Raw genomic sequence first — 24,903 nt, forward strand, 5'->3', positions numbered from 1 at the left:
AGAGGGGTACTTGATAGCCTTAAAGAAGGATTTGATAAGGTCTTAATCCTTGTTTTAATGGAAGATACTCTCAGAGCCTTATAAGTCATACATGAAAGGTCAAGTATTCACTGAGTCTTAATCCTTGTTTTAATGGAAGATACTCTCAGAGACTTTAACGAGTCTAACAACGTAACACGTGCACACTGTCTTAATCCTTGTTTTAATGGAAGATACTCTCAGAGACGTGCACGCTTAGTATTCTCGTTTGCATCACCAAGTCTTAATCCTTGTTTTAATGGAAGATACTCTCAGAGTGTTTGGATTTCGCCGTATCGGATTTATCCGATGGTCTTAATCCTTGTTTTAATGGAAGATACTCTCAGAGGTAGTATGGAGACAAGAGCTATCGTAATTCTTTATGTCTTAATCCTTGTTTTAATGGAAGATACTCTCAGAGAGACTTGCAAGTCTACTTGAAAATTACAACTAAGTCTTAATCCTTGTTTTAATGGAAGATACTCTCAGAGTCTTGTGGAATGGAAATGTGCGATGAGTTTCCTCTTTGGGTCTTAATCCTTGTTTTAATGGAAGATACTCTCAGAGAGGCGACTATGTGGCTACATTCGACATTTCCCGCGTGTCTTAATCCTTGTTTTAATGGAAGATACTCTCAGAGATAAAATTTGCAAGCACTTTATTAAAATGAAAAAGAAGTCTTAATCCTTGTTTTAATGGAAGATACTCTCAGAGTGTGGAATGGAAATGTGTGATGAATTTCCTCTTTGGTTGTCTTAATCCTTGTTTTAATGGAAGATACTCTCAGAGTTAACGAATAAAATTAAAAGAGTATGCAAACAATTAGTCTTAATCCTTGTTTTAATGGAAGATACTCTCAGAGTGGCGTTTTGTACATTAAATCAAATCCTTGACAGTCTTAATCCTTGTTTTAATGGAAGATACTCTCAGAGAGAGTCAGGTCAAGTCAATGAGAGTATTATCTCCGTCTTAATCCTTGTTTTAATGGAAGATACTCTCAGAGTTCAAGCGAAAAGCCTTACGTAACTGTATCTAAGTGTCTTAATCCTTGTTTTAATGGAAGATACTCTCAGAGCCCTATTAGCTGGTAGTTTTGTAAATACCACAGGGGTCTTAATCCTTGTTTTAATGGAAGATACTCTCAGAGGACAAATTCATTTGTCTTGATTTCTCAATTAAGTCTTAATCCTTGTTTTAATGGAAGATACTTTCAGAGCTTCGATTTAAGTCGCATTTTCCCTGAGTTATTCCAGTGTCTTAATCCTTGTTTTAATGGAAGATACTCTCAGAGTTCAGATTACCCAAAGGTAACAAAAGAAAATTTGCAGTCTTAATCCTTGTTTTAATGGAAGATACTCTCAGAGCAACAAATTATGAATATCAAAAAGACAAAAAACTTGTCTTAATCCTTGTTTTAATGGAAGATACTCTCAGAGAACTTCAAAAGCAACAAGAGTATGGAAAATCTTGTGTCTTAATCCTTGTTTTAATGGAAGATACTCTCAGAGAGCAGAGGTAACGAGACGGTAACCGTCTCTTCTATTCGTCTTAATCCTTGTTTTAATGGAAGATACTCTCAGAGCATCATCAAACACTCAGAGCGCAGAGGTAACGAGAGTCTTAATCCTTGTTTTAATGGAAGATACTCTCAGAGACGTCCTCAAAGAAATGGGGTACAGAAAAACAGTAGAGTCTTAATCCTTGTTTTAATGGAAGATACTCTCAGAGTCTTGAAAGCTGCAGATATAGCTGCAAGAAAGGTGTCTTAATCCTTGTTTTAATGGAAGATACTCTCAGAGCGTTTGATAAAATAGTTGCTCTTTTCTCAAACGGTCTTAATCCTTGTTTTAATGGAAGATACTCTCAGAGTTACTTTTGAAAATTTTAAGTTTGAGTTCGATAAGTCTTAATCCTTGTTTTAATGGAAGATACTCTCAGAGGAACGTTACAGTTCTTAAGAACATTGCCACAAAGTCTTAATCCTTGTTTTAATGGAAGATACTCTCAGAGTATCTTACTTAGATATAATTAAAAAGCAAATAGATGTCTTAATCCTTGTTTTAATGGAAGATACTCTCAGAGCCAGGCATGATTGAAGAGCAATATGAGCTTGCTAAAGGTCTTAATCCTTGTTTTAATGGAAGATACTCTCAGAGCGCAGGTTAAGTTCATCATGCCAGATGGTAGTATGAGTCTTAATCCTTGTTTTAATGGAAGATACTCTCAGAGTGCTACAAGCGTGCAGACTGATGGCGACGTTGGGGTCTTAATCCTTGTTTTAATGGAAGATACTCTCAGAGTACTTCAGCGGCATGGATCCTTACAGCACTGGGTGTCTTAATCCTTGTTTTAATGGAAGATACTCTCAGAGATATGGCAAGTAAAAGTAGTTCGCACTCCAGATTGGGTCTTAATCCTTGTTTTAATGGAAGATACTCTCAGAGAGAACCGTTAGCTACATATCGCTCGCACAGCTTATCGTCTTAATCCTTGTTTTAATGGAAGATACTCTCAGAGCAGACAACGCTGCAGACTTTGTTGATTATCTCGAATGTCTTAATCCTTGTTTTAATGGAAGATACTCTCAGAGTATATAAAGAGCTATATAGCGAGCCTATTCCTGCGTCTTAATCCTTGTTTTAATGGAAGATACTCTCAGAGGAGCGCAGAGGTAACGAGACGGTAACCGTCTCTTCTGTCTTAATCCTTGTTTTAATGGAAGATACTCTCAGAGATTTTTCAGTTACAGGTTACATCTGCAAAGACGCGTCTTAATCCTTGTTTTAATGGAAGATACTCTCAGAGAAAAGTTCGGGTCGAAGATCCAAAAACCTATTAAGGTCTTAATCCTTGTTTTAATGGAAGATACTCTCAGAGAGAAACAAAATACCCACCAATGGAAGCCACAACACGTCTTAATCCTTGTTTTAATGGAAGATACTCTCAGAGTATACAATACATTGGCAAAAGTTACGGTGTATAGTCTTAATCCTTGTTTTAATGGAAGATACTCTCAGAGTTTTTCAGTTACAGGTTACATCTGCAAAGTCTTAATCCTTGTTTTAATGGAAGATACTCTCAGAGGACTTCGCAAAGGAATTGTTTCTTTTGTCTATAGAGTCTTAATCCTTGTTTTAATGGAAGATACTCTCAGAGGTTACAGGTTACATCTGCAAAGACGCAGACGTTGTCTTAATCCTTGTTTTAATGGAAGATACTCTCAGAGCCATCGCTCGCTTCGGTATTATCATCAAACATTCAGGTCTTAATCCTTGTTTTAATGGAAGATACTCTCAGAGTTAGTAGCACGTTCGGGCAACCAAACATATTCGGTGTCTTAATCCTTGTTTTAATGGAAGATACTCTCAGAGAGAAAAAAATCGGGTCGAAGATCCAAAAAACCTATGTCTTAATCCTTGTTTTAATGGAAGATACTCTCAGAGTGAAGACGATCCGATATTAGAATCCGATTGCGGAGTCTTAATCCTTGTTTTAATGGAAGATACTCTCAGAGTGATTTCGATTATCACATATTGGACACTTGAAGGGGTCTTAATCCTTGTTTTAATGGAAGATACTCTCAGAGTTTTTACAATATTCGTAACACTGATTAGATATAGTCTTAATCCTTGTTTTAATGGAAGATACTCTCAGAGTAAATGGGCAAATAATGTTATGAATATCCGCAAAGTAGTCTTAATCCTTGTTTTAATGGAAGATACTCTCAGAGACCGTGTTTAATTGGGATGTTTCCGAGTTAAACGGTCTTAATCCTTGTTTTAATGAAAGATACTCTCAGAGACGTAACACGCGCACGCCTCGTCTTCACCTTTAACGTCTTAATCCTTGTTTTAATGGAAGATACTCTCAGAGATATGGGTGAGAATGAAAAGGCGTGTCTAAAAGCTGTCTTAATCCTTGTTTTAATGGAAGATACTCTCAGAGCACGCCTCGTCTTCACCTTTAACGCTAATGTAGAGGTCTTAATCCTTGTTTTAATGGAAGATACTCTCAGAGCTTGCAGCACGTTCAGGAAATCAAACCTATTCTGTGTCTTAATCCTTGTTTTAATGGAAGATACTCTCAGAGTATAATGAAGGGTCTCTTACTGGCGCCTGGGTTAGTCTTAATCCTTGTTTTAATGGAAGATACTCTCAGAGTTAAATTACTTACAATTATGGAAAAGAAGAATGTTGTCTTAATCCTTGTTTTAATGGAAGATACTCTCAGAGACAGTCGTTAACAACGGCTCACGTGAGTATAGCTGTCTTAATCCTTGTTTTAATGGAAGATACTCTCAGAGTATTCAAAATGGAAAAGAAAAGTATTATTGAGAATGTCTTAATCCTTGTTTTAATGGAAGATACTCTCAGAGTCATCTAATTCGTCTTCTTTGTGATAGAACTCCAAGTCTTAATCCTTGTTTTAATGGAAGATACTCTCAGAGGAATATAGAATATAATATTTAATTTAAACCAGCCAGGTCTTAATCCTTGTTTTAATGGAAGATACTCTCAGAGTAACAAAGGGATATGACATCGATATGAATGCAATGGTCTTAATCCTTGTTTTAATGGAAGATACTCTCAGAGCCTGGCATGCTTGAAGAGCAATACAAGCTCTCAAAGTCTTAATCCTTGTTTTAATGGAAGATACTCTCAGAGCAGACTGAGGGTGCGGTTGGGATTCCCGACATTCCTGGTCTTAATCCTTGTTTTAATGGAAGATACTCTCAGAGCAAGGAAAAGCAACTGTCACAATGGTAGAGATACCCGTCTTAATCCTTGTTTTAATGGAAGATACTCTCAGAGAGCAAAGACTTGTGTCCCTTTGTATATCGTCGTTTGACGTATGTCTACCCTTGTGGAAATGAGTTTATTAACAGAAATTAACCGTTTTGTTTGCGGGTGCAAAGTTACAAATAATATTTCAGAAAGTCAAAGAGCGAAGCGTTAATTATTCTTTAATAAGAGGTGCTTGTTTCCATTGAAGCAAGAATGTAATATTCTTATCCCTTTAAAAGAATAATGTGTTACGCGAACGAGTGATAATGTCAATACTTATATCTTCACCGATAATCTTCATTGCTTTTAATTGATCGGTGGAGACGGGGCATACGATAATACTGTCATGATTGTCATAGAGCGATTGTACTTCTTCAAGGTCACTCTTGATGAGGTCGTAGACTTTCTTATCGAGGTCGGCAAGGAAGATAGAACGTTGGATGCGGGTGCATCCTTTGCGTTCCAGATATTTTGCAATATGATAGCGCACCTTGTCGCTTTCAATATCATACATGACGAAGAAAAGCATATTGGTTGCTGGTCGTGTGGATTTATTTACTACTCCCATGAGAAAGTCTACACGTTCTTGTAGTGTCTGTATATCACTGATATTACCTGTTCGTCGGTTGACGGGAGGTGAGTTCTGTACGCCGGCTCTACTGAGTTTTCGTAAGATTTCAATGTAGGGGATTGGTTTTCTCATACTGGTTTTGTATTTATCTAAAAGCTTACAGAGTTACGTAGTTGTTTGTAGTCTATTACTTCTGTAAGAAGGATTTGACCAAATCAGCCAGTAACTCATTCAGTTCTTCATTTGTCCCGAGTCTTGGTGATATGACGACGCTGAACCCACGTTTGCCATAGAAGAGGTTGACCTCAGACTCCTTTTGTCCCAATCGTGCTCGGATTTTCTTAGCATATTGTATATTAATTATCTCAGTAACTTGCAATCCTGTTTCTTCTATAAAGAGTCTCAGTTCTGCAATAATCTCGTTGAGTTGCTCTGGTACATAGGCTGGGTGTTGTTCTACTTGTGCTTTGGGGTTGAGTTGTTGTCGGATACGCGCTAATACATCTTTGTCAGGGTCTTTGGGTAGGGAGGTCTGCCTGTCGTCACTTTTCTTGGCAACCTTGTCATGCTCGTCCTGTTCATGTTTCATCTTGAAGAGCGCATCAGGGTTAGTCTCGTCAAGATAGGCTTTAATATCAACGGGTGTTGAGTTAGGATTGAAATAAGCATTAGGGTCTATACTGACGAAGCAGGCACGTGCAACATCCGATGTCTTACTGTCAGTCACTTGAGTTAGGTTATGTCGCATGGCGAATGTCGCAGCAAAGGCTTTATAGAAAACAGAGTACAGTCCAGCATCATAGCATCGTTCTTTAAGACGGAACATAACTTTCAGACCATCCTCACTGGGCGACGTAAAACACATCATGACTTGTTCGTCTTGGATAATGTTATCATGTATGGCCTTCAATGATAGTTGTTTGGATGATAGATGGTCAAAGTCGAGTATAAAGCTCTCCGTATAGGCAAAGTTTTCTTTCCTGCGGAAAGGTGGGTTAAATTGTCCACAGACGAAATAAGGTAGTTTTCGTTTCAGCTGTGCATAGCCTTTGGTATCCATACTATAGACTATACGCAGCTGTTGGATTGTTGCTGCAATGGCAGGTTTAGGATTACGAAGACTATTGTAGAGGTATTCCTCCTGCACCTTCTTTAGTTCGTCGGCAGCAGATTGTATGTTGGTTCCGAATAATAGCATAGTATTCTCAGATGAAAGTGTTATTGTGTAACGGTAGGGTGTAAAGCTATTATTGATTCTCGTAACTCTTACCCATTTATTCTTTTACATCTCCTCCTTAAACTTTTGAGCAAGGGATTGAACATAGAGGGAGAGCATTGTCAACCGAGACCTTGTTACCCCTTTTATGGTTATCACTTCGTCCATGTAGTCATTGAGGGATTGGATAAGCACACGACGTCCGAGTGCTTCAAGCCAGTAAGAACCATCTTCACGAACAGAATAAAATTCCTCTGTAATAACGTTCTGGGCAAGAAGCGTATAGACAACATAGTCTACCCAGATGCGGTACATCTCAATGATATCATAAACAAGTACGGGACGATTGTAGTCGTCACGATGTAGAACCCCAATATATGGGTCAACTCCTGCTTTAATGAGTGCTCCCTCAATGCGACCATAGAGGACACCATATCCATAGTTAAGGAAGGCATTTGTGATATCAAGGGCAGGATGTTGTGTACGGACATTGAAACGGAACTGCTCAGGGAGGAATGAATTTATCGTACTGAAATAGATGCGTGAAGCTTGTCCTTCCCAACCGCGAAGCATTGGGGCTATGTCGTTGACAATGTCGCCATTGAGTGCACGGATTTTATTGCGGTAGTCTTCTAATCGCGCAATATTCTTTTCTGAGTCGACCTCTGTGTGTTCGTCATTGTTGAAGAGTAACATAAGCGCCTGTTGGTTTTCAATCTTCTTAAGAAGAACTTCCTTTATCCACTCTACAGCATTGTGAGAGTAGACAAAATTCAACTGTCCTTTTCGAATAGTAGAGATGCTGCCATACTTAGGACTCCATATACGTCCGATGGGTTTCCCTGTCTTGTCCATAAACATGACTTCTATCTCGTGTTCTATCGCAAGCATAACGGCATCACTCGTTATCTGTGCACCACGGCTGATTTGTATACTATCTATACCTACAGCAGGTATGCGTTGTTTCCCTTCAGATGTGTTGATGACAAATCCTTCATTGTCACGATTAAGGGAAATACCAAATGTGTTGAGTATTAATTCCATAAAGTTAGAAGTATATATAATCCTTGTTTTATTCTTTATTATTGGGTCCAATACAACTTGTCTATTAAACTTAGACGTCTGAGGGAAAACGTTGGAATGAACGTAGATGATAGTTAGGAAAGATGTTTACAACCCTCAACGCTTAAATCTAAGTCCCTTAGGAAACCAGCTCACTCATATTAAATAGGATGCACTCTATTATTACGAGTATCAGACCAGTAAGATGTGCTATTTCCTTTTTATCCGACAATAATAGTTCCTTATATGATTACCTTTGTTGGACATTTTCATCCGATAAAGAAATCATCTGCCACGTGTAGACATTCACTGGCACGTGTCATGGCTGTATAAAGCCACTGGTAGGCAGAACGCTTCGGGGAGTGGCTGAGGTATCGAGGAATATCGAGATATACATCCTTCCATTCTCCTCCTTGCGATTTGTGGCAGGTAAGCGCATAACCATAGACTGCACGGAGAGCATTGAGGTATGGATCGTTGAACATGGCTGCTCTAAACTCATCAGTCTTAGGTCTAATGTTCTGTTTCTTCATCCGTCGATAGAAATCAATGAAGAGTGCCTTTTGACTCTCTTGTGTGAGATTGGTTGTATTATCGTAGAGTATGTCTTCTATGAGCAAGAGCGAGAACTTTCTCTTGCTAACCATTTCTTCCACTTCAACTTGTAAGAAAGTGAGTTCTGCACGTCTTATGCGTCGTTCTGTCGAGATAACCTTTACAAGGTCACCATTCATCAGTTTCGTCAGATTGTTGTTCTGTGTGACAAGTAAGAGTTCGCCTTCTTCAAGTAAGTAATTATGGAAACCGAGTGCAGGGCGTACGATACTCGTTAGTGTGTTGCAAGCAGCATTGCTTCCACAGAGTAGGGTAGCTTCTTCAAAGCCTTTCTTCTTTACGTTGTTTATATACGCATTGACTATGGAGAGTTGTGAGGGGTGAATCTTAATGTTCTTGTAGCCACGGAAGGGGAATTTCCCCCATTTGATACGAGGAGGGCTCTGATAGAGAGCACGCATACGTGCAGCAGCGACAACAATGTCGTTGCCATCCTGCTGGCGTACAATCTCATTGAGTGTAGCACACTGAACTGTCATGTTGTGTACATTCTCGAGATACTCTTGGTCAAGTGCTGGTGAGAAATCTTGTGTAATAGGTGGCAGCTGACAAGCATCACCTACAAAGATAAAACAGCCCTTATAATCGTAGTTGATGAGGTCGTGTAGTAATCTTCCTGTTCCAAAGATGGCCTGCGTGGGGTTCTTTTCAGGAGTGTCAGAAATCATGGATGCCTCGTCAATGATATAGACTTTACGGTTATAATCAGAATTGTTTGCAAAGGCTGATGTGAACTGCAATAGCAACTGACCTGTATCGTCAATACCTTTTGCGTCGTCAATTTGTTTGACAACCTTTTCGATATCCTGATTGAAATCAGCAAAGGTATAAATGCAACTATGAACTGTTTTTGCCTCACATTCTGCCTTGTTGCTGAGGATCTTTGCAGCTCTGCCTGTTGAGGCAAGCAACTGAAATTCTTTGTTCTGCTCATTTATCCACTTAATGAGTGTCTTCATCAGCGTAGTCTTTCCAGTTCCAGCATATCCAGTAAGGATGAAAGTATTGGCACTACTACCGTTGACGAATTCTTTTAGCTTATTGAATGCCTGTTGCTGAGAAGGTGTCAGAATTATCTGCTTGTCTTTCTTTTCTGTCATTTCTTTGATAGCAATGATTAATATTCTCTGAACTGGACAAAGGAGAAACGTACAAGTTTCTGATGGTCTTCTGTCTCCTCTACAATTCGTTCTGTAGTAGATGCAACACAACGTATTCCCGCCTTCTTAAGTAGTCTGACAGCATAGTAGCAGAAAGTAAGTTCGCCCATAATGTGCACCGTTAGGTTTTCTGTAGGGTAGGTCTCCAGTATCATCGTTACACAGGCAGCAGCCTCCTTCTGTACGTAAACTTTGCTAAGCTCCGGGTCAATATTCGGAAAGGCAATTTCCTGCAGTTCACCATATTCCCTCGCAGCTGATAGCTGCGAGGAAGACCAGGTGGCGAAAGGGTGGTTAGAGAGGTTGATGAACATAATTTTCGTTGATGATAATGTCATGTATGTCTTTTATACTCTTTTCGATTTTCTCAATAAGCTGTTTAGGACTAAATACTTGTTTACGGAAGCCTGCATGATTGAAATCGTTACGGATTTCTGTTGCGTTCTCAAAACTGTTTGATAAAGCTATCATAATTGGCCGTTTGATGAGTTCTCGCACTTTATTAAGAGCTTCATCTCCTTCTCCGTATTTTGGAAATGTCCAAAGATTTTCTCTTTTTTGCCATCTTTTTCCTATAACATAAAAAGCCGTATTTACAAGGTTACGTGCATCCTTATCAGTTATAGAAAGATTTTCGTTATGACAGATATATGTAACAACAGTTTCTTGTAGAATAGTAATAGCTTGTTGATACATTTGATTATCGTAGCACCATTGTGCTGCGTGCAATCCGTTGAGTATATTGGAATCTGTAGAGAACCTTGTAAAGGACTGCGTTATTTTATTAACTATAGGAATTAAAGGAATGATGATCTCTTTTGAGAGGTTTTCGATGTTCTTCTGTAATTTAGCAATGTTATCATTATGAGTAATCTCAAGTCCACGACACATTTGAAGATTATTTGTCATCCTCTGCAAAGAGTTGGAGAAATATTCCAAATTGCTAGCTTCCTTATTTTGACCACAAGTATTACGCAGAATTGGCTTAAACACTTGTTGGGTTAGTTGTGTCAGCTGTTCGCTACGTCCATTGTGTAGGAAATCGGCAGCAGCAAAGGTCCAGTCTTGAAGAACTGTCAGTGGAAGTAAATCTACGATTGGGGAACCCTCTTCGTTGCGTGCTTCATAGTTGCCGTATGAAATATGTGCTATACGTATGTTCTTTAGGAACTTGGCATAATTGCCAAGAACAAGGATGAGCATTGGTAAATAGCGGAAGCTGTGGGTGAGGTCGAAGTAAAGTTCATCCCCATCCTGTATTAGCTCAAATGTAGTTTGGAATATCTTCCACATTTCGTCCTCATTCTTTCCATCGCAGATTGAAACAGGTATAATCTGTGAACGTAAATCCATTTTCTGGAGTAAAGTGCTCAATCCCTCATAGGCTATTTTCTCCTTCGTATGTGGATGTTCGCGTGATGATACCTCCCAGTTTGATACTTTCGCTTTGTCAGTGAGCAGGATGCAAACCCTGTCTTCCTCCGTCCAATTCTCTTTACATCCAATTAACTCAAGTGTTGCCTGCTGGATGAATCTTGTTTCACTTGACCTGAAGTCTCCCTGTGTATATACACCTTTTTCGTATAGACCCGTCCCGAGAACGGATATGAATAATTTTCGTGCCATTATTATTTTATTACTATTTGGTATTTATATAAAAAAGTTCTTTGTCGAGTAGTTGGAATAATGATTCTTGTGCTGACTGTCGATTTTCAAAATCTTTCATACTAAAAGAGAGAATATGATTGTCTGAACATTTTTCTATAGCTTCTGGCTTCATCTTTGCATCTGTAATGAAGAGTGCCTTAGACCCTAATCCACCATAGTTTTTTACAGCTGTGTTGAATTTATCTATATCCGTGTTGTCATATATTTGGGTCTTGCACTCAATCATAATAAGTTTATAACCTGTATTGACAATTATGTCTATCTCATTTTTGGGATACTTGTTATTATATGGATAAATGGTATTTAACCAAATCTCTTTGGCATATTTCCATTTGCTGACCATCTGTGCAACCTCGTATTCAAACCAGCCTGAGTTGAAAATAATCTGCATAATGTGTGGGGACTCAAATGTGTTTTCTTTAAATCCATATTTGCCATTCAGTGATAGAGTTATGTAATTTTCTTTTTTGTCCCATTCTATGTATGAGCCATTTGAGGTGTGAAATGTTCCTTTACTTTGATTTTTTATTTTTTTTTGTCCATCTTTTCCAGGTGTTGTTAGTCTATTGAAATCGTTAAAGTTATATTGCCTTATAGCTTTTATTGCCTGTAAGGTATCAAGATCATCTTCTGTATAGTCATCTAATAAGATATGTGACTTTGCAAGTTGACCATTGTACTGCATTAACTCTTCCATGTTGAGACCTTTACAAGCCCATTTCTTTTGTTGGGTATAGTTGTAGCATATACTATTTTGATCGATGTATAACAGTGTAACATTCTTCATCCCTTGTGTTTGTAAGGCAAATGAAAGAGACCATGGCTTTGTTCCGCCAGATAGGTTGATTGTTATCTCATCATCAGTAAGTTTGCGTAATAGTTTGTTAACAGAAACTTTGATAGCATCATAATCAACAGGTGGAAATTCTTGTAGATTGCATTCTTCAGAACAGAGGTTCTCTATATGTTTTGCTTCAGATGCGCTTTTCTCAGAATGCACAAGTATGACCTTGTCAGGAAAACTTTCTTTTATACCGAGGATAACAGGCATAGTTTGACCTCCGACAAGCGCTATATGTACCTTTTTTTTCATTGCTTAATCCTCTAATAATGTCATACGTATGAAACCTAAAGGTTTACAGGAACTATCAACCCTTCTTGATTTAGGAAAGCTGTAATTACTATATCTTTGATTTTGGGGACGTGCTACAGGAACAATACTTTCGTTGAATTTTTCAAATGTTTCAGTCCATGCTCCAGTAATGAATCGCCATCCTGATCCTGCTCCTAAACGTAGGATACAGGAGGTCTTACTTGGATCTTTGCATTTTTGTATCTGTTCCATAATGATTTCCAGGTTTTTAATGTATTTATCTACGTTTTCAGCATTTGGATTATTAATATGGTCTTGCCAATATTTTATTTCATGAGCTAATAAGCTCTTTGTATGTTGATTGATAGTAGAGAACATTTTATTGAGTGATGACATACATTCTGGAAGTTCTTGGACATAATTTTTTGCGTATCCATAAGCTTTTAAATCAAGTTTTATTTCGCAGACAGATGAATCTTTGGGCATCAATGTTTCAACTAACTGGCTTTTAGATGTATCCCAGTAGCTGTTTGTTTCCCGTTCATTAATACTAAATAATCTTACAATATTTTCATAATTATTACCGAAAACGGCATCTCCAATTTTGAGAAAACGGTATATATCTTTGTTCGGATTTTCTCCTAACAAGTGCTGTTCTATTGCTTTTGCATTAATCCTTGTAGGATTAACAAGATTTTCCACTCCATTTTTTTTATTGATAATATTGGATAGGACAGCTGTGCGTATTGCACCTTTGATAGAACTCCCTGGGATGTAGGGATCTCCTAAGCCGTTATGAATAAAAGTTTGGAGGGTGTCATTTTCTTTAAGAGTTTCATACGTATGATCAATTCTGAAGCAATAATCATCAGTAATTGCTTTTGGAACATAGGTCTTCATAAACTCAATGATAGATTTTTTTCTTTCAATAGTTGCTATCCAAGCGTCTAATGTTTTTGTATCATTTTTTATCAGAGATATTATTTTTCGAGGAGATATAATACCTACATAATTATCACCCCCTTCTTGGAAATTTATGAAATCACTTCCATATTGCAGAATTTCACCAGAACCAATATGAACTCTGCTCACGATATCTATTTTGACTTTACTCATAGTTTAATATTTTAATAGGTACGCTAAGAGGTAATCCGCTTCTGTAGACAGGATGCATTTCGTTACTGTTCCATGTGGGCTGTAAATCTACGACTTTTCCTTGTAATTGCTCTTTTGTAATGAAGTAAGAACCGACATTGAACATATATATGTTTTTTTTGTGGAGGTGCCGAATTTTTTCATTACAGCTACCAGCCATAAAACCACCTCGAGGTAAAATGCTATACAGGGAGTTCTTGAGGCTGAGTTTTGGAAGTTCTTCTTCTGTTGGGATATAGAGTGAGAGAAGCAATTGTCCGTTACTATTTTCTTTTGTTTCCCCTAATTCTAATGTCCCTCCATATTCAACCTTGAATTTGCCGCCACCAATATTTCGGTCTGTTCCTATTCCCTGTTCACCGAGTATGGTGAAGAGCTCATATAATTCTTTGAGTAATTCATTTTGGGCATCAGTAAGAACATAGAGTCCAGCTTTATTATGATAAAAATCCCACTCAAAGAAGAAGGGTTCTGCATCTTTCCCTTTTTCCCTTGATACGCTAACTCGCTCATTTACTTGTGAACGTGAGATAATAGGAAATGATCCGTTGTTCATTGATTCAGAGAGCAGGTTCTTGTGTATTTGATTTTGATCTACATAGATTATTTCTCCTTTAATTAGTTGACTCCAAAGACTACTTTCTATATATTGGACTCCTTTAAGAACTTTACGTGTTAGACTTTCTTCTTTTTCTTTGATTCTAACCTGTAGGCGTCCTTGCGGTTTTGGTAAATAAAGATGGTTTTCCCAAAAGGGGAAGGCTGAGCTGATAGAAAAAGAATTTATAAACTCTTTAATTTCTTTAGGGCTTTTAATTTGTACCCGCATAGCTGCCAATGCTGCAGAAAGAGTATCAGAATGTATCGTGTGTGCAGAACAGTCTGTGGCCTCTCTACCCATTCCTATATGAATGGGAGAGAGGTTAGTTAGCTTTATGATTGAGAATGTCTTCATACTCAATATGTCTTTTCGTCTTCTTTTATTATTTTTATTCCAACTTGGCCGTATCCACGTGAACCGTTTCCTCCAAGGTAATCGTCATGTAGAAGGGTAATTCCTTGATTTAGAGTGCCTCTTAAACTATTTTCATCTTCTCCTTCAAAGATATTTAGGATCATTTCTAACTTGAAAAATGCACCTGCTGGTACTCTTTCAAAAGTTCGTGGATTAGCCTTAGCTGTAATGCGATCTATATTTACTTCTGTTTTACTCTCGGTAAATGGTAAATCTGTATTGCTAAAGTCTGGTATGTCAGAACGTTTAAGTCCAAATATTTTTAGTTCATTTTCGTCATCATTTTGTGTTGCCATAACTGCATCTCTTACAATTAGGCGTGATGCATGATTTGACTCACTATCTCCTGCAGTACCAAACAGTGCACCAGCTTTGCTTTGTGGATTGTTTGAAGGTTTACCCTCATTAGACTCTCCATTTGCTAATTCGACCAAACATCGTAGCTTCCCTTTAAGAGAACTTCCTGGTATATAAGGAATATTGGTTAAAGGATTACGAACTACAAATTTATCTGGTCCACCAATGTTGAGTGCTGCATTTGTTCCACCAATGTGTAAACCGGTCTTTAATATAATAGTACCAGTATAGACAACTTTCTTTTTTAATCTTGTTGTAGTCATAGATAGTTCTTTATAATGTAATAATTTAATCTTTTCCTCCATACGCTTTATGGTATGCAAGGATAGCTTCTATAAGATTGCAGAAATTATTATAGGTTTTTTGATCTTTGACAAGAAGATATACTCTCTCAAAGATGAGTTTGAATAGTTTTAATCCTTTGTTCTTTTCATCTCTTCCAAAAGCATAGGCTACTTTCGGACGGAGTAAAAAGAAAGAAGCTTTTTCTATCTCAAATTTACCCATTTGTATTCTTTTTATTTCTCCATAAATACTGCGGATTTTAGAATTGGTAAGTCCATTCCTTGCCATATATTTTCCAAGGACTTCAGCAAAATCTGGAAGTCTCTCGTTGGCTCCTTCCGTAATCCAACTTTCATCGAAATTAGCTTTGGTTAAAATCTCTTCTGGAGCTTCAGACCCATCCTTGTTTGTATTCCAACTGTTTCTTCTCTTGTCGGGATACCTGTTCTCTTTGTAAGGTGTTACCATAATTGTTCTCTTTTAATTTATTTGTTTGTTCGTAATTCTAATTCTGCCCATCTACACGCTAATGCCCATAGTTCTAAAGGATGATAGTAAGATTTTATAGTTTTGTTATTTAGACAAGAACTATTACCACATATCTCTTTTATGTATTGATTAATTAATTCTTTCGCTTGTACGTCTTTTGAACGGTTCTTCATCCTGCCCATATCGTACGCAATCATCCAATAGGTTTTGAAGTTTGTAATTTTGTGTGAATCTATCTCTGCATTAGTTCTATGTCTGAGAACTTTTGATATAAAGGAACTCTTGATGGCATCATCAATGTGCAGTTCTTTTATCTCATTTTTTAGTGCTTCAACGGCTGGAAACTCTTCATCCCAATTCAACGCTGTGTTGAGTAGAGCAAAGGAATTCTTTTCTAATTCCATGCATTGGTGTTTTTTAGCCCTATCTTCCTCAATAGCACTTTCTTCTGCACCTTTCATTATTGGAAACTTAGGCGATAGCAAGGCGACACCACCAGATATAGTTAAATTGGGATTGTTACAAGTGTATTTACGGAAATCTTCTCTTATACGTTTTGCAATCTCAACAGTTTTTTCCCAACTACCAACAATGAAAAGGTCGTCACCACCACTATATATGATGATTGATTTACTTGGATCTGTTTCTCTCCAGATCTCATTTAGATAACCTGAGAAGAAATAATCGAACGAACGGCTTAATGTTGCATAACGTGATAGAGATGTATATTGAGGATTTATACCAGCTTGGAATATACGTCCAAGGTTATCGACATCCATTCTTAGAACTCCTAATCGCCTAAAAGCATTATCTGTATCTGATTTATGGCATAGTTCCTCAAAAGTTGGTATTCTTGTGCAGCCTAATTCGTTTCCACCATAGTAGAATAAACCATAGATGCTATTAGAATTCTCGATTATTTTTACAAGATTATCACCATCTTTGCTTGTATTGGCTTGTAAAATAGTTAGCGGTTCTTTTTCAAAACATATTTTATCTTTTACTTTTATTAATTCTTCTTGTTTTAGAAGATAGTAATGGAAGCCTAATTGAGCAGGCTCTACAGAACATTTGTCTGCTAAATAAGGTACTTCTGATTCGCTGATGATAAGTAAATCAAAATCACGGAGTTTATGGCCTAAAATTATTTGTTCTTTTGTAATATAACGGAGTGGTGAAAGGTCTCCCTCTCTGTAGCTTTGTTCGTTGGCAGGAATTTCTTCGCCAGAGATACAATCAAATTTATTGAGTCCTGATTGTGGGGTGAAGAATCTTTTATAATCATCTTCCATCATTGTTGCATATCTTTGATTTTTTCGTCGATCTCTTTTTATAAATAGATCCCCCCCATAGTTTACCTATATCTTCCCCATTTCTATGTAGTAAAGCATCATCAGAAACAGTAATGCTATCAATTGCAACATATAGTGATGTTCCATGTGTTGTAAATATTCTTCTTTCAATTTCTTCGATAGCTGTTTTAAGCTTGTGTTTGATATCAGTTGTATTAGGTGCTAGAAGATAAAATCCTCCACCACTATTATATATGATATTTGCTTGAAAGAGGCCTAATCGTTTCATTAGATAGCGCACAACTGCGTCTGATAACACACGAATATAAAAAGATCGACCTTTAAGGTTTTTACCAGCATGTTTTGATACTATCTGATAGATATAAGATTGAATACCACTGAGGTCGGCACCAATAAGGAGAAAACGATCTTTTGGTTTTTCTCCGGAGCACATAAGGTCGTAAAGGCAGATGGCTAGTGCTGTTGTTGTTTTGATATGATCATAGAGTGAAATGTCTGGAGAGTGTGTTATATTGGATGGAATGCAAGAGGTGTATTTGTATAGTAATGTCAAGAGATTGTCTGAAAAAGTTTGGTAAGTACTGTGAGTGAGTGAGGCAAATTCACTTTTAAACTCCTTCCATAGATTGCTATAGTTAGGAACTTCAGTAATTTCCTTTTGAGGAAAATTATCAATAGAAGGTATCAGCTTCTTTACAGGAAGTTGATGCCATTCTTTATTCGTTAACAATTCATCTTGATTACCAATTGTTTCTAAAATGGGAATTAATCGTTCGTTCTTGCAAGATTTCCAGTTGCTTTCGCTTTCTGTAGAAAGTTCTTCTGTATAATCTTCTTTACCAGAAGATAATAATAATGCTTCTTTGATTATTTGTTCTATTTTACTAATCTGACTTTTGACTAAACTCTTCAAATTGTCTTTGTTACTTGACTCGTTTTGAGTATTTTTAAGCAACTTATTAAAGACTCGCTGGTTTTCCTTAATAAATAGTTTTGTCCACAAGGTATATTTAGCTTCTTGTTTTAAGTAGAATAGATCTTCAAGTTCACCTATATTTATCGGACTAGAAGTTATAGTAATATTCTCGTTGTCTGCTTTTTGGTAAAACTTTCCGATTTCGTGCAGTATAGCTGATAGGTAGATATGTTCTCTAATGTTGTCCATATTTATTTTTTTACGTTATTTTTCTTAGTTATTATACCGAATCCCACACTTGTATGTTTGCCTATACCTATAAAGTCGGGCAAAGACAGATTACTTTTAAATTGTATGTCCATACATTGTAACGGAACTCGTTTGTATCTAACACTTCGTATGTTTTCGATAGCTGTTATGGAAACGTCAATTGTTGATGTAATGTTTATTTCAAGTCCCTTGGCGAGGGATAATATATTGCCGATGAGGATTTTTTCGAGTATTTTTATATGTTCTATGAGACTCGTTGTTTCAGTATAAACTTTGTAGTTTGTTTCGTTTAGGGGTAGCCAATCCCGTATGCGGTAATCAAAACTACAATCCCAGCACTGTATTTCGGTCTGTAGGGCTTGTAAATTCTGTATGGGGAAAGTCCTTGTTTTGTCCCTAATCCTTAGTTTATGGTCTTTATTTATGGAGAAAAATTGCCCTATAGTATCCACTCCCTTACCAATGCAGGTAATAGCGGCTCTCCCACCAATACGCTTATATTGTATCAGGGGGTAAGAGTATCGTAGGGATGTACCATCGTGATTATGGAATAGGATATTGCTTGACGGTATTGCGGCAATAATAGCTCCACGGAACAATGGGATTTCTGAGCGTCGTAAGGGAGTATCAAACTGTATGGTCAGTGTCTTTATCTTGGTCATAGTTTGGGTTTTATATTCTAGGTAATGGGTGGCTTGTCACTCAATCAAACATCGTTTATTAAGAAATATACACTCCTTATAATATCAGTGTATCATGTTTAAGACTATAGATGCAAAGATAATAAAATATATTCAATTTGTTTATTAATATTGAAAAATATTTTAATTCATGAGTAGTTTTTATAATTTTCACGTCATACAAGTTATAAAAACTTACTTCGAGTAAAGATGCTATGAATAAAGGAATGTAGCTCTTTGTAGCTAAAGAATGATTTATAGTTGATGACATTCACTGGTTGATTTAGTCTTATCCTTTGTCAAGCGGTCTTTTCGTTACCTGTGTTTTTGTTCGTTGGTTCGTCTGTTTATCATAGAAAGTATTTCTCAAGCATAACTGCTATTATTGTATTGAACCTCAAGATGATACAACTGGGCGGTGGGGAAGAAACGAAATTATAGATAGTCAGGGGATAGTACAGGTAAGGGTAAGTGTCGTTTATAGGGCTTGGGAATCAATATTCTCAAGTGGGGAGGGATGTTTTCTATTCTTACAAATTAGGGGAATAGGTATTTTGTGTTTATGTACCAGCAGATAGTAACTTGTTTTATCTGCTTCTTCGAAAGCCTTCAAGTTGGTCGTATTGGTTGTCTTTCATCTTTTGGGCGATACTAATAAGCCAACGGCGGTGGGTGGAAATGAAGAAGATACCAAGGAGAGAGAGGAGGGTATTGGTGATGATAGGTTGGTTTAGCCACCATGTACCTAATGCGGTGATTGGGAAAGGACTGATGATGGTAACGAGCGTAACGATGAGCTGTATATAATTCGTGTTTACATTCTTTCCTGTGTGTGTAGCTTGCATAGAGAAAGTCACCTTATTATATATTGCCATCTGAAATAGAATACGATAGGCGACACCAGCTGCAAAGAGGGCATAGGATAGTATTGTCCAAAAGCTTATCCTCCCAATTAGAGCTAAAGGGAGGAAGGCGATCAGCGGAATCAATAGTAAGGCTGTATAAAAATAATACTTTGCAAGCAAAAGGTTTTGGATACTATTGCGTTGCATCAGTAGGCATTCGTAGTAATTCCCTTCATAACACATGATTCTTGAGAGCGAACTTAGTCCATAGACGATAAAGCTATAGTAGAGAAAGCCGTTACTCTTTACCATGTCACTCTCTGGATCAAAGGCTGTGATTAGACTAAATATAAAGATACCGAAGGTGTTTAGATAGAATATCAAACGGAGTCTTTTGTTGCGTAGTATACTCCAAGTCTCAATCTTTAGAAACTCTCCAATTTTATTGAAACGGTCGAAGATAGTAAGATTGATATTATTCTTGTCGCTTTTAGAAGTTTCTGACGTGTATTGCTCTTGGCGGATACGACGTTCAAGGACGCTACGATTTAGCAATATCATTCCTATGAGTAGCAATGCTAAAACAGCATATATCCCTATCTCTCCTCTTATCATTGCATTACCAATCTCTGCCCAACAGTGGAGGTAACCCTGTGGAGAAGGGAAGAAGATAGTTATGATGACGACAGATAAATAGGTAAGAATCGGTATGAGCCAATACCACAGTCCACGTGCCGTCAGCACTTGCGTAAACTGGAAGAATTGTCCGTTGATAAGTAGAAAGAGATAAAGTCCTGCTGTATAACCAATCATAGCCGTTGCACCTAACTCTGGAACGACAGTTCTAATACCAAAGGGAATACAGATAAAAAGAAGGTTCACATTCTTAAAAACTATCAGTTGTCGCAGAATCAGATAGTCAGTATAGCTATGTTTAGGTAGTGGTAAGAGTAGATATGGGCGGATATTCATCAGCAACCGATGGTCTGTTGTATATCTGAAAAGATAATCGATGAACAGAAATAGCGGCAGCAGGGCATAGATGAAGCGGTAGCCTCCAAGATTATAATTGATGGTGAGGTCTGCCAATTCACATCCTATCCATGCAAGATAAGCATAAAGAAAGACAGCCAACACGTAGTAAATATACTTTGCTACGCTGTTGGCTTGCCATATTTTATTTCTCCTACCAGACAGGTAGAAGTGCTTATGCAATGTTTGAATAGCCTCCCAGTAAGTCATTTATCTCAAGTCTATGATTTCAGCAGAGGGATGACTTTTCTTGTTGAAAGTAAAGATATTATCTGAGAGGTTCTTACGCTGAATACCAGAAACGGTAATTGTTGTCCACTTATTAGCCTGCTTTATCTTGATTCTCTGCAACTGATAGGCTTTGTTTACAGTCACAAAGGCCTCTGGTATGTTACGTTTTGGGTTGGTTGACTTCATGTGTACCACGTAAGCACCTCCTTCATTGGTCATTGAGAGGTCGTAACCTTGGCGATACATGGTCATCAATGCGTAAGGGTTCATTGAGAGACGCTGTGCTTCGGTAGGTGTTGAGACGTTCACCTCATTCGTAGACTTCATGTATGACCACTGTGTTGTACCGTTAAACCATACTGTTGTCTGTGGGGTAGTAGACACAAACTTAATACCTTTCACAGATATAGTACCTGATGTCCTACCAACGGCACCGGGTCTGGAAAGTTCGAAGCGAGCAGTAAACCCACCTAAATTAGATATTTTGGCTGTAGCTTTATCCATACAAGCCTTAGCCTGATTGGCATTCTGTGCGAATACACTATTTGCCATAAAGATGGCTGCGAACAAAAGTAAATATTTAATTTGCTTCATCGTTTTATTGTTTTTATTATTGATAACTGCTGCTACATAGAAACGTAGTCAGTTGATATATCTTTTTTGTTTACAGACATTTATTACCTTTGAGTGTTCTGACAAGTTTGCGATAGGGCTTTATAAGCAAGACTTCTCAATTTGGTGATGCATCTTATCCACGCAGGACAGTCAGCATATTGTCAAGACTCACCTCGTCGCTTATCAGTACCTCACGAGGTTTTGAACCCTTAGCAGCACCCACGATACCAGCCTTCTCCAATTGGTCCATCAGACGACCAGCACGGTTATAACCGATAGACAAGCGACGCTGAATCATACTTGTTGAACCTTGTTGAGTGACAACAATAGCACGTGCAGCCTCCTCGAAGAGAGGGTCAAGGTTGTGTGTGTCCAGCGAACCGCCTCCTCCAGCTTCGTCTTCAGACAGTGGCTCTGGGATTTCCAACGGACGAACAGGACCTGGTTGGTTAGCGATAAACTTCGTGATGTTCTCTACTTCTGGTGTATCGACAAAGGCACACTGTACACGAACGGGGTCGGCTCCGTTAAGATAGAGCATGTCACCACGTCCGACAAGCTGTTGTGCACCAGGTCGGTCAAGGATAATACGTGAGTCCATCATCGCTCCTACGCGGAAAGCGATACGTCCAGGGAAGTTCGCCTTGATGTTACCAGTGATGATAGATGTCGTTGGTCGCTGTGTTGCAATAATCATGTGAATACCGACGGCACGTGCCAACTGGGCGATACGTGTGATAGGCATTTCCACTTCCTTGCCTGCAGTGAGAATTAAATCACCAAACTCATCAATGATAACCACGATGTAAGGCATGTATTCGTGTCCTTCTTCTGGGTTCAGTCCGTGTCCAAGGAACTTCTGGTTGTACTCCCTTATGTTTCTGACACGTGCTGCTTTCAGTAGGTCATAACGCTCATCCATCAGTACACAAAGCCCTTTCAGCGTCTTTACCACCTTCTGAACGTCTGTGATGATAGGCTCGTCTTCATTCTCCTCTACTGCCGCCATGAATGGTTTAGCAATCGGAGAGTAAACACTGAACTCCACCTTCTTCGGGTCTACGAGTACTATTTTCAGCTCATTAGGGTGTTTCTTGTAGAGTAAGGATGTGATGATAGCGTTCAGACCGACTGACTTACCCTGTCCGGTAGCACCCGCAACGAGCAAGTGAGGTATCTTGGCAAGGTCGACCATATACACCTCATTGGTGATAGTCTTACCCAATGCGATCGGTAACTCCATCGTTGATTCCTGAAACTTACGTGAGTTTAGGATTGAGAACATGGACACGATGTTCGGCTTAGCATTTGGGACTTCAATACCTATTGTTCCCTTGCCTGGCATAGGAGCAATGATACGGATGCCGATAGCCGCTAAGCTCAGTGCAATATCATCTTCGAGGTTTTTAATCTTAGAGATTCTAATACCCTGTGCAGGTGTTATCTCGTAGAGCGTAATCGTCGGACCGACTGTCGCACGGATACTTCTAATTTGTACACCAAAGTCGTTTAACACCTTGATGATGCGGTCTTTGTTAGCTTCTAACTCCTCTTGGCTAACGTAGTTAGTCTTCGTGTCAGAATTATATTCCTTCAGTAAGTCGAGTGAAGGGAATTTCCATCTCGTGAAAGGTTCACGTGGATTAATAGGGGTCAGCGGAAGGTTGTTGTTAGCGAGCGTCTTACTGTTTGCCTTCTCCTCAATCTTCTCTTCTTCAACTTCAAATCCTGGTGCTTCTTTCTCTACTGTCTTCTTCGCTCTCTCGTTGCTGTCTGGCGTATAGAGAGTGTTAAGCTCTTGTGGTTCTGTCGCAGGCTGTGTCGGTAGGTCAATAGGTTCAGCACGAGTAGGGTCGTCATATACTAACGCCTCTACAGGCTCTCCTCCAATGATGGCCTCCTCGTCACATGCTTCATTAACATTCTCTCCCTTATCATCATGAACCACAGTGAACTTCACCTTATCACGGATATATCCAAAGGGGTTCATCAGTTTTCTTACAACGGTTATTGTTTCGGAGGTGAGGTAGGTGAGATAAGCTAACATCACAATCACCAAGATGGCTATCAACCCAGGTGTTCCAACAAGGTTCTCCATGTATTGAACGCAGAAGGCTCCGTGGTCTCCGCCTGGATTATATACTTGGTTGCCCATCAGTGGAGTAAGGGCTTTCGCAAAGGTTACGGACGACCATATCATCACCAAAGCCATTCCCATGAACCATTTCATAAGACTTAGCTTCTTGTAGGCACCCATCATTCGGATACCACACAATGCAATGAAAGCAGGAATGATAAAGGCAGGAATACCAAAGCAGCGTGAGATGAGTCCGTATGACAGTAATGCACCCAATGAACCACAAGTGTTTTGGAAGGCTCTGTTAGCGTTCTCTACCTCGCCAGGGCGTAAGTCGGTAACTAAACTCTGGTCTGCTGCACCTGTATTAAAATAGCTAAAGAAAGCCACACAGATATAGATAGCCACACAAAGGAGGATGAGTCCAACAACAAATCCCGTCTTGTCGTTAATAATGTTATTTAGTCCGAGTGCCTCGGTGAATGTTTTGCTCTTGCGTTCTGATTTCTTCTTTGCCATTTATCGTTATTCATTTATACTTGCAAAAGTAATAAATAAGTGCCACATAAGCATAGTTTTTCAAACTTTTTTTTTAATTTTGCAAGTTAGTATGCAATCTGAAATGAGTATAAAAATATACAATCGATTTGATAAAAGTAAGATATCACAGTTACCAAGGGTTACTTTCCCAGGGAAGATTGTCGTTGTCTTGAATGAAGCTGAGGCTGAGAAGGCGGTTAATTATCTGCTTTCTAAGGATATCATCGGCATTGACACGGAGACGCGTCCTGTCTTCAAGAAGGGGCAGCGACGCAAGGTTGCGCTCTTACAGGCCTGCGACCATGAGGTATGCTTCCTCTTTCGACTGAACCTCATAGGTGTGCCTGATTGTATTAAACGTTTCCTTGAAGATACAACGGTACCTAAGGTTGGTCTCTCATTGGGCGATGACATGCTGATGTTGCATCAACGTCTTGACTTCAAGCCGGGTTATTTTATCGACCTACAAGACTATGTTAAATCTTTGGGAATAGAGGATATGAGTCTGCAGAAACTCTATGCCAATGTCTTCCATGAGCGTATCGTAAAACGTGAACAGCTATCGAATTGGGAGAACGAGGTGTTGAATGATAAGCAGAAACTCTATGCTTCAACAGATGCTTGGACGTGTATTAAACTCTACGAGCGGCTACACGAACTAAAACACAGTGGTGATTACGAGCTTATTGTAGTACCTCCAAAGGTGAAGCCAGCGGTTGAAGAGAGCGAAAAGGAGGCGGACGTGACAACAGAATGATAGGTTCTATGTAGATTACTGTCGTGAAGAAAAATATTTTTTATCGTGAAGAAAAATATTTCTTATCATGTAAATAAATCTTTTTGTTCATGAAAGTAATTCGGAGATCATCAAGTAGAAGAAAACGATAAACGCTAAA

The 24,903-nt window shown here is 38.5% G+C and carries 18 protein-coding genes and 1 CRISPR repeat array (1 of these 19 running past the window's edge); of the genes, 1 reads left to right on the forward strand and 17 read right to left on the reverse strand.

The window, feature by feature from the left end:
• Window positions 1-4,829: a CRISPR direct-repeat array (repeat unit 37 nt; unit sequence GTCTTAATCCTTGTTTTAATGGAAGATACTCTCAGAG); it begins 318 nt to the left of the window's first position.
• A 205-nt stretch (window positions 4,830-5,034) separates the two neighbouring features.
• The 17 genes from cas2 to AXF23_RS04080 form a co-directional block, all read right to left on the reverse strand.
• Window positions 5,035-5,505 carry a CRISPR-associated endonuclease Cas2 gene (cas2, locus tag AXF23_RS04005; RefSeq protein ID WP_107624384.1) on the reverse strand — a complete coding sequence of 157 codons (471 nt, stop codon included), beginning with the start codon at window positions 5,503-5,505 and terminating at the stop codon, window positions 5,035-5,037.
• 55 nt (window positions 5,506-5,560) lie between these two features.
• A complete protein-coding gene (locus AXF23_RS04010) occupies window positions 5,561-6,571 on the reverse strand; it encodes a CRISPR-associated primase-polymerase type B (protein ID WP_107624385.1) in 1,011 nt (336 codons plus the stop codon).
• A gap of 84 nt (window positions 6,572-6,655) precedes the next feature.
• A complete protein-coding gene (gene cas1 / locus AXF23_RS04015; RefSeq protein ID WP_107624386.1) occupies window positions 6,656-7,633 on the reverse strand; it encodes a CRISPR-associated endonuclease Cas1 in 978 nt (325 codons plus the stop codon).
• A 287-nt stretch (window positions 7,634-7,920) separates the two neighbouring features.
• Window positions 7,921-9,366, reverse strand: coding sequence for an ATP-dependent DNA helicase (locus AXF23_RS04020; RefSeq protein ID WP_107624387.1), 1,446 nt, complete (start codon window positions 9,364-9,366; stop codon window positions 7,921-7,923).
• 17 nt (window positions 9,367-9,383) lie between these two features.
• Window positions 9,384-9,740, reverse strand: a complete 357-nt coding sequence (locus AXF23_RS16215) for a CRISPR-associated protein (RefSeq protein WP_233251234.1) — start codon at window positions 9,738-9,740, stop codon at window positions 9,384-9,386.
• Window positions 9,721-11,052, reverse strand: coding sequence for a TIGR02221 family CRISPR-associated protein (gene csx2, locus AXF23_RS04025; RefSeq protein ID WP_233251235.1), 1,332 nt, complete (start codon window positions 11,050-11,052; stop codon window positions 9,721-9,723). The genes AXF23_RS16215 and csx2 overlap by 20 nt, the downstream gene beginning before the upstream one ends.
• Before the next feature lie 13 nt (window positions 11,053-11,065).
• Window positions 11,066-12,187, reverse strand: coding sequence for a PDDEXK family nuclease (locus tag AXF23_RS04030; protein ID WP_107624388.1), 1,122 nt, complete (start codon window positions 12,185-12,187; stop codon window positions 11,066-11,068).
• Between the two features lie 3 nt (window positions 12,188-12,190).
• On the reverse strand, window positions 12,191-13,303 hold the full coding sequence (gene csm5, locus AXF23_RS04035; RefSeq protein ID WP_107624389.1) for a type III-A CRISPR-associated RAMP protein Csm5: 1,113 nt from the start codon (window positions 13,301-13,303) through the stop codon (window positions 12,191-12,193).
• The gene (gene csm4, locus AXF23_RS04040; protein ID WP_107624390.1) at window positions 13,296-14,297 is read right to left on the reverse strand and encodes a type III-A CRISPR-associated RAMP protein Csm4; all 1,002 of its coding nucleotides are present in this window, start codon (window positions 14,295-14,297) and stop codon (window positions 13,296-13,298) included. Before csm4 ends, csm5 begins: the two co-directional genes overlap by 8 nt.
• 2 nt (window positions 14,298-14,299) lie before the next feature.
• Complete coding sequence (gene csm3 / locus AXF23_RS04045) at window positions 14,300-15,019, reverse strand: type III-A CRISPR-associated RAMP protein Csm3 (RefSeq protein WP_233251236.1); 720 nt, start codon at window positions 15,017-15,019, stop codon at window positions 14,300-14,302.
• A complete protein-coding gene (gene csm2, locus AXF23_RS04050) occupies window positions 15,003-15,467 on the reverse strand; it encodes a type III-A CRISPR-associated protein Csm2 (protein WP_107624392.1) in 465 nt (154 codons plus the stop codon). Before csm2 ends, csm3 begins: the two co-directional genes overlap by 17 nt.
• 17 nt (window positions 15,468-15,484) lie before the next feature.
• Entirely contained in the window at window positions 15,485-16,783 is a 1,299-nt protein-coding gene (locus tag AXF23_RS04055; protein WP_107624393.1) for a type III-A CRISPR-associated protein Cas10/Csm1, read from the reverse strand.
• Entirely contained in the window at window positions 16,770-17,966 is a 1,197-nt protein-coding gene (cas10, locus tag AXF23_RS04060; RefSeq protein WP_107624394.1) for a type III-A CRISPR-associated protein Cas10/Csm1, read from the reverse strand. Before cas10 ends, AXF23_RS04055 begins: the two co-directional genes overlap by 14 nt.
• Window positions 17,967-17,968: 2 nt before the next feature.
• The gene (locus tag AXF23_RS04065; RefSeq protein ID WP_107624395.1) at window positions 17,969-18,649 is read right to left on the reverse strand and encodes a CRISPR-associated endonuclease Cas6; all 681 of its coding nucleotides are present in this window, start codon (window positions 18,647-18,649) and stop codon (window positions 17,969-17,971) included.
• A gap of 605 nt (window positions 18,650-19,254) precedes the next feature.
• Entirely contained in the window at window positions 19,255-20,754 is a 1,500-nt protein-coding gene (locus AXF23_RS04070; protein ID WP_107624396.1) for a DUF5687 family protein, read from the reverse strand.
• Window positions 20,755-21,369, reverse strand: a complete 615-nt coding sequence (locus AXF23_RS04075) for an outer membrane lipoprotein periplasmic chaperone LolA1 (RefSeq protein ID WP_107624397.1) — start codon at window positions 21,367-21,369, stop codon at window positions 20,755-20,757.
• Between the two features lie 154 nt (window positions 21,370-21,523).
• Window positions 21,524-23,986 carry an FtsK/SpoIIIE family DNA translocase gene (locus tag AXF23_RS04080; RefSeq protein WP_107624398.1) on the reverse strand — a complete coding sequence of 821 codons (2,463 nt, stop codon included), beginning with the start codon at window positions 23,984-23,986 and terminating at the stop codon, window positions 21,524-21,526.
• 103 nt (window positions 23,987-24,089) lie between these two features.
• Here AXF23_RS04080 and AXF23_RS04085 point away from each other — a divergent pair, with 103 nt between their 5' ends.
• Entirely contained in the window at window positions 24,090-24,764 is a 675-nt protein-coding gene (locus AXF23_RS04085) for a 3'-5' exonuclease (protein WP_042856249.1), read from the forward strand.
• The last annotated feature ends 139 nt before the right edge of the window (window positions 24,765-24,903 follow it).

The organism is Prevotella sp. oral taxon 313 (genome assembly GCF_003043935.1).
Taxonomy (GTDB): domain Bacteria; phylum Bacteroidota; class Bacteroidia; order Bacteroidales; family Bacteroidaceae; genus Prevotella; species Prevotella jejuni.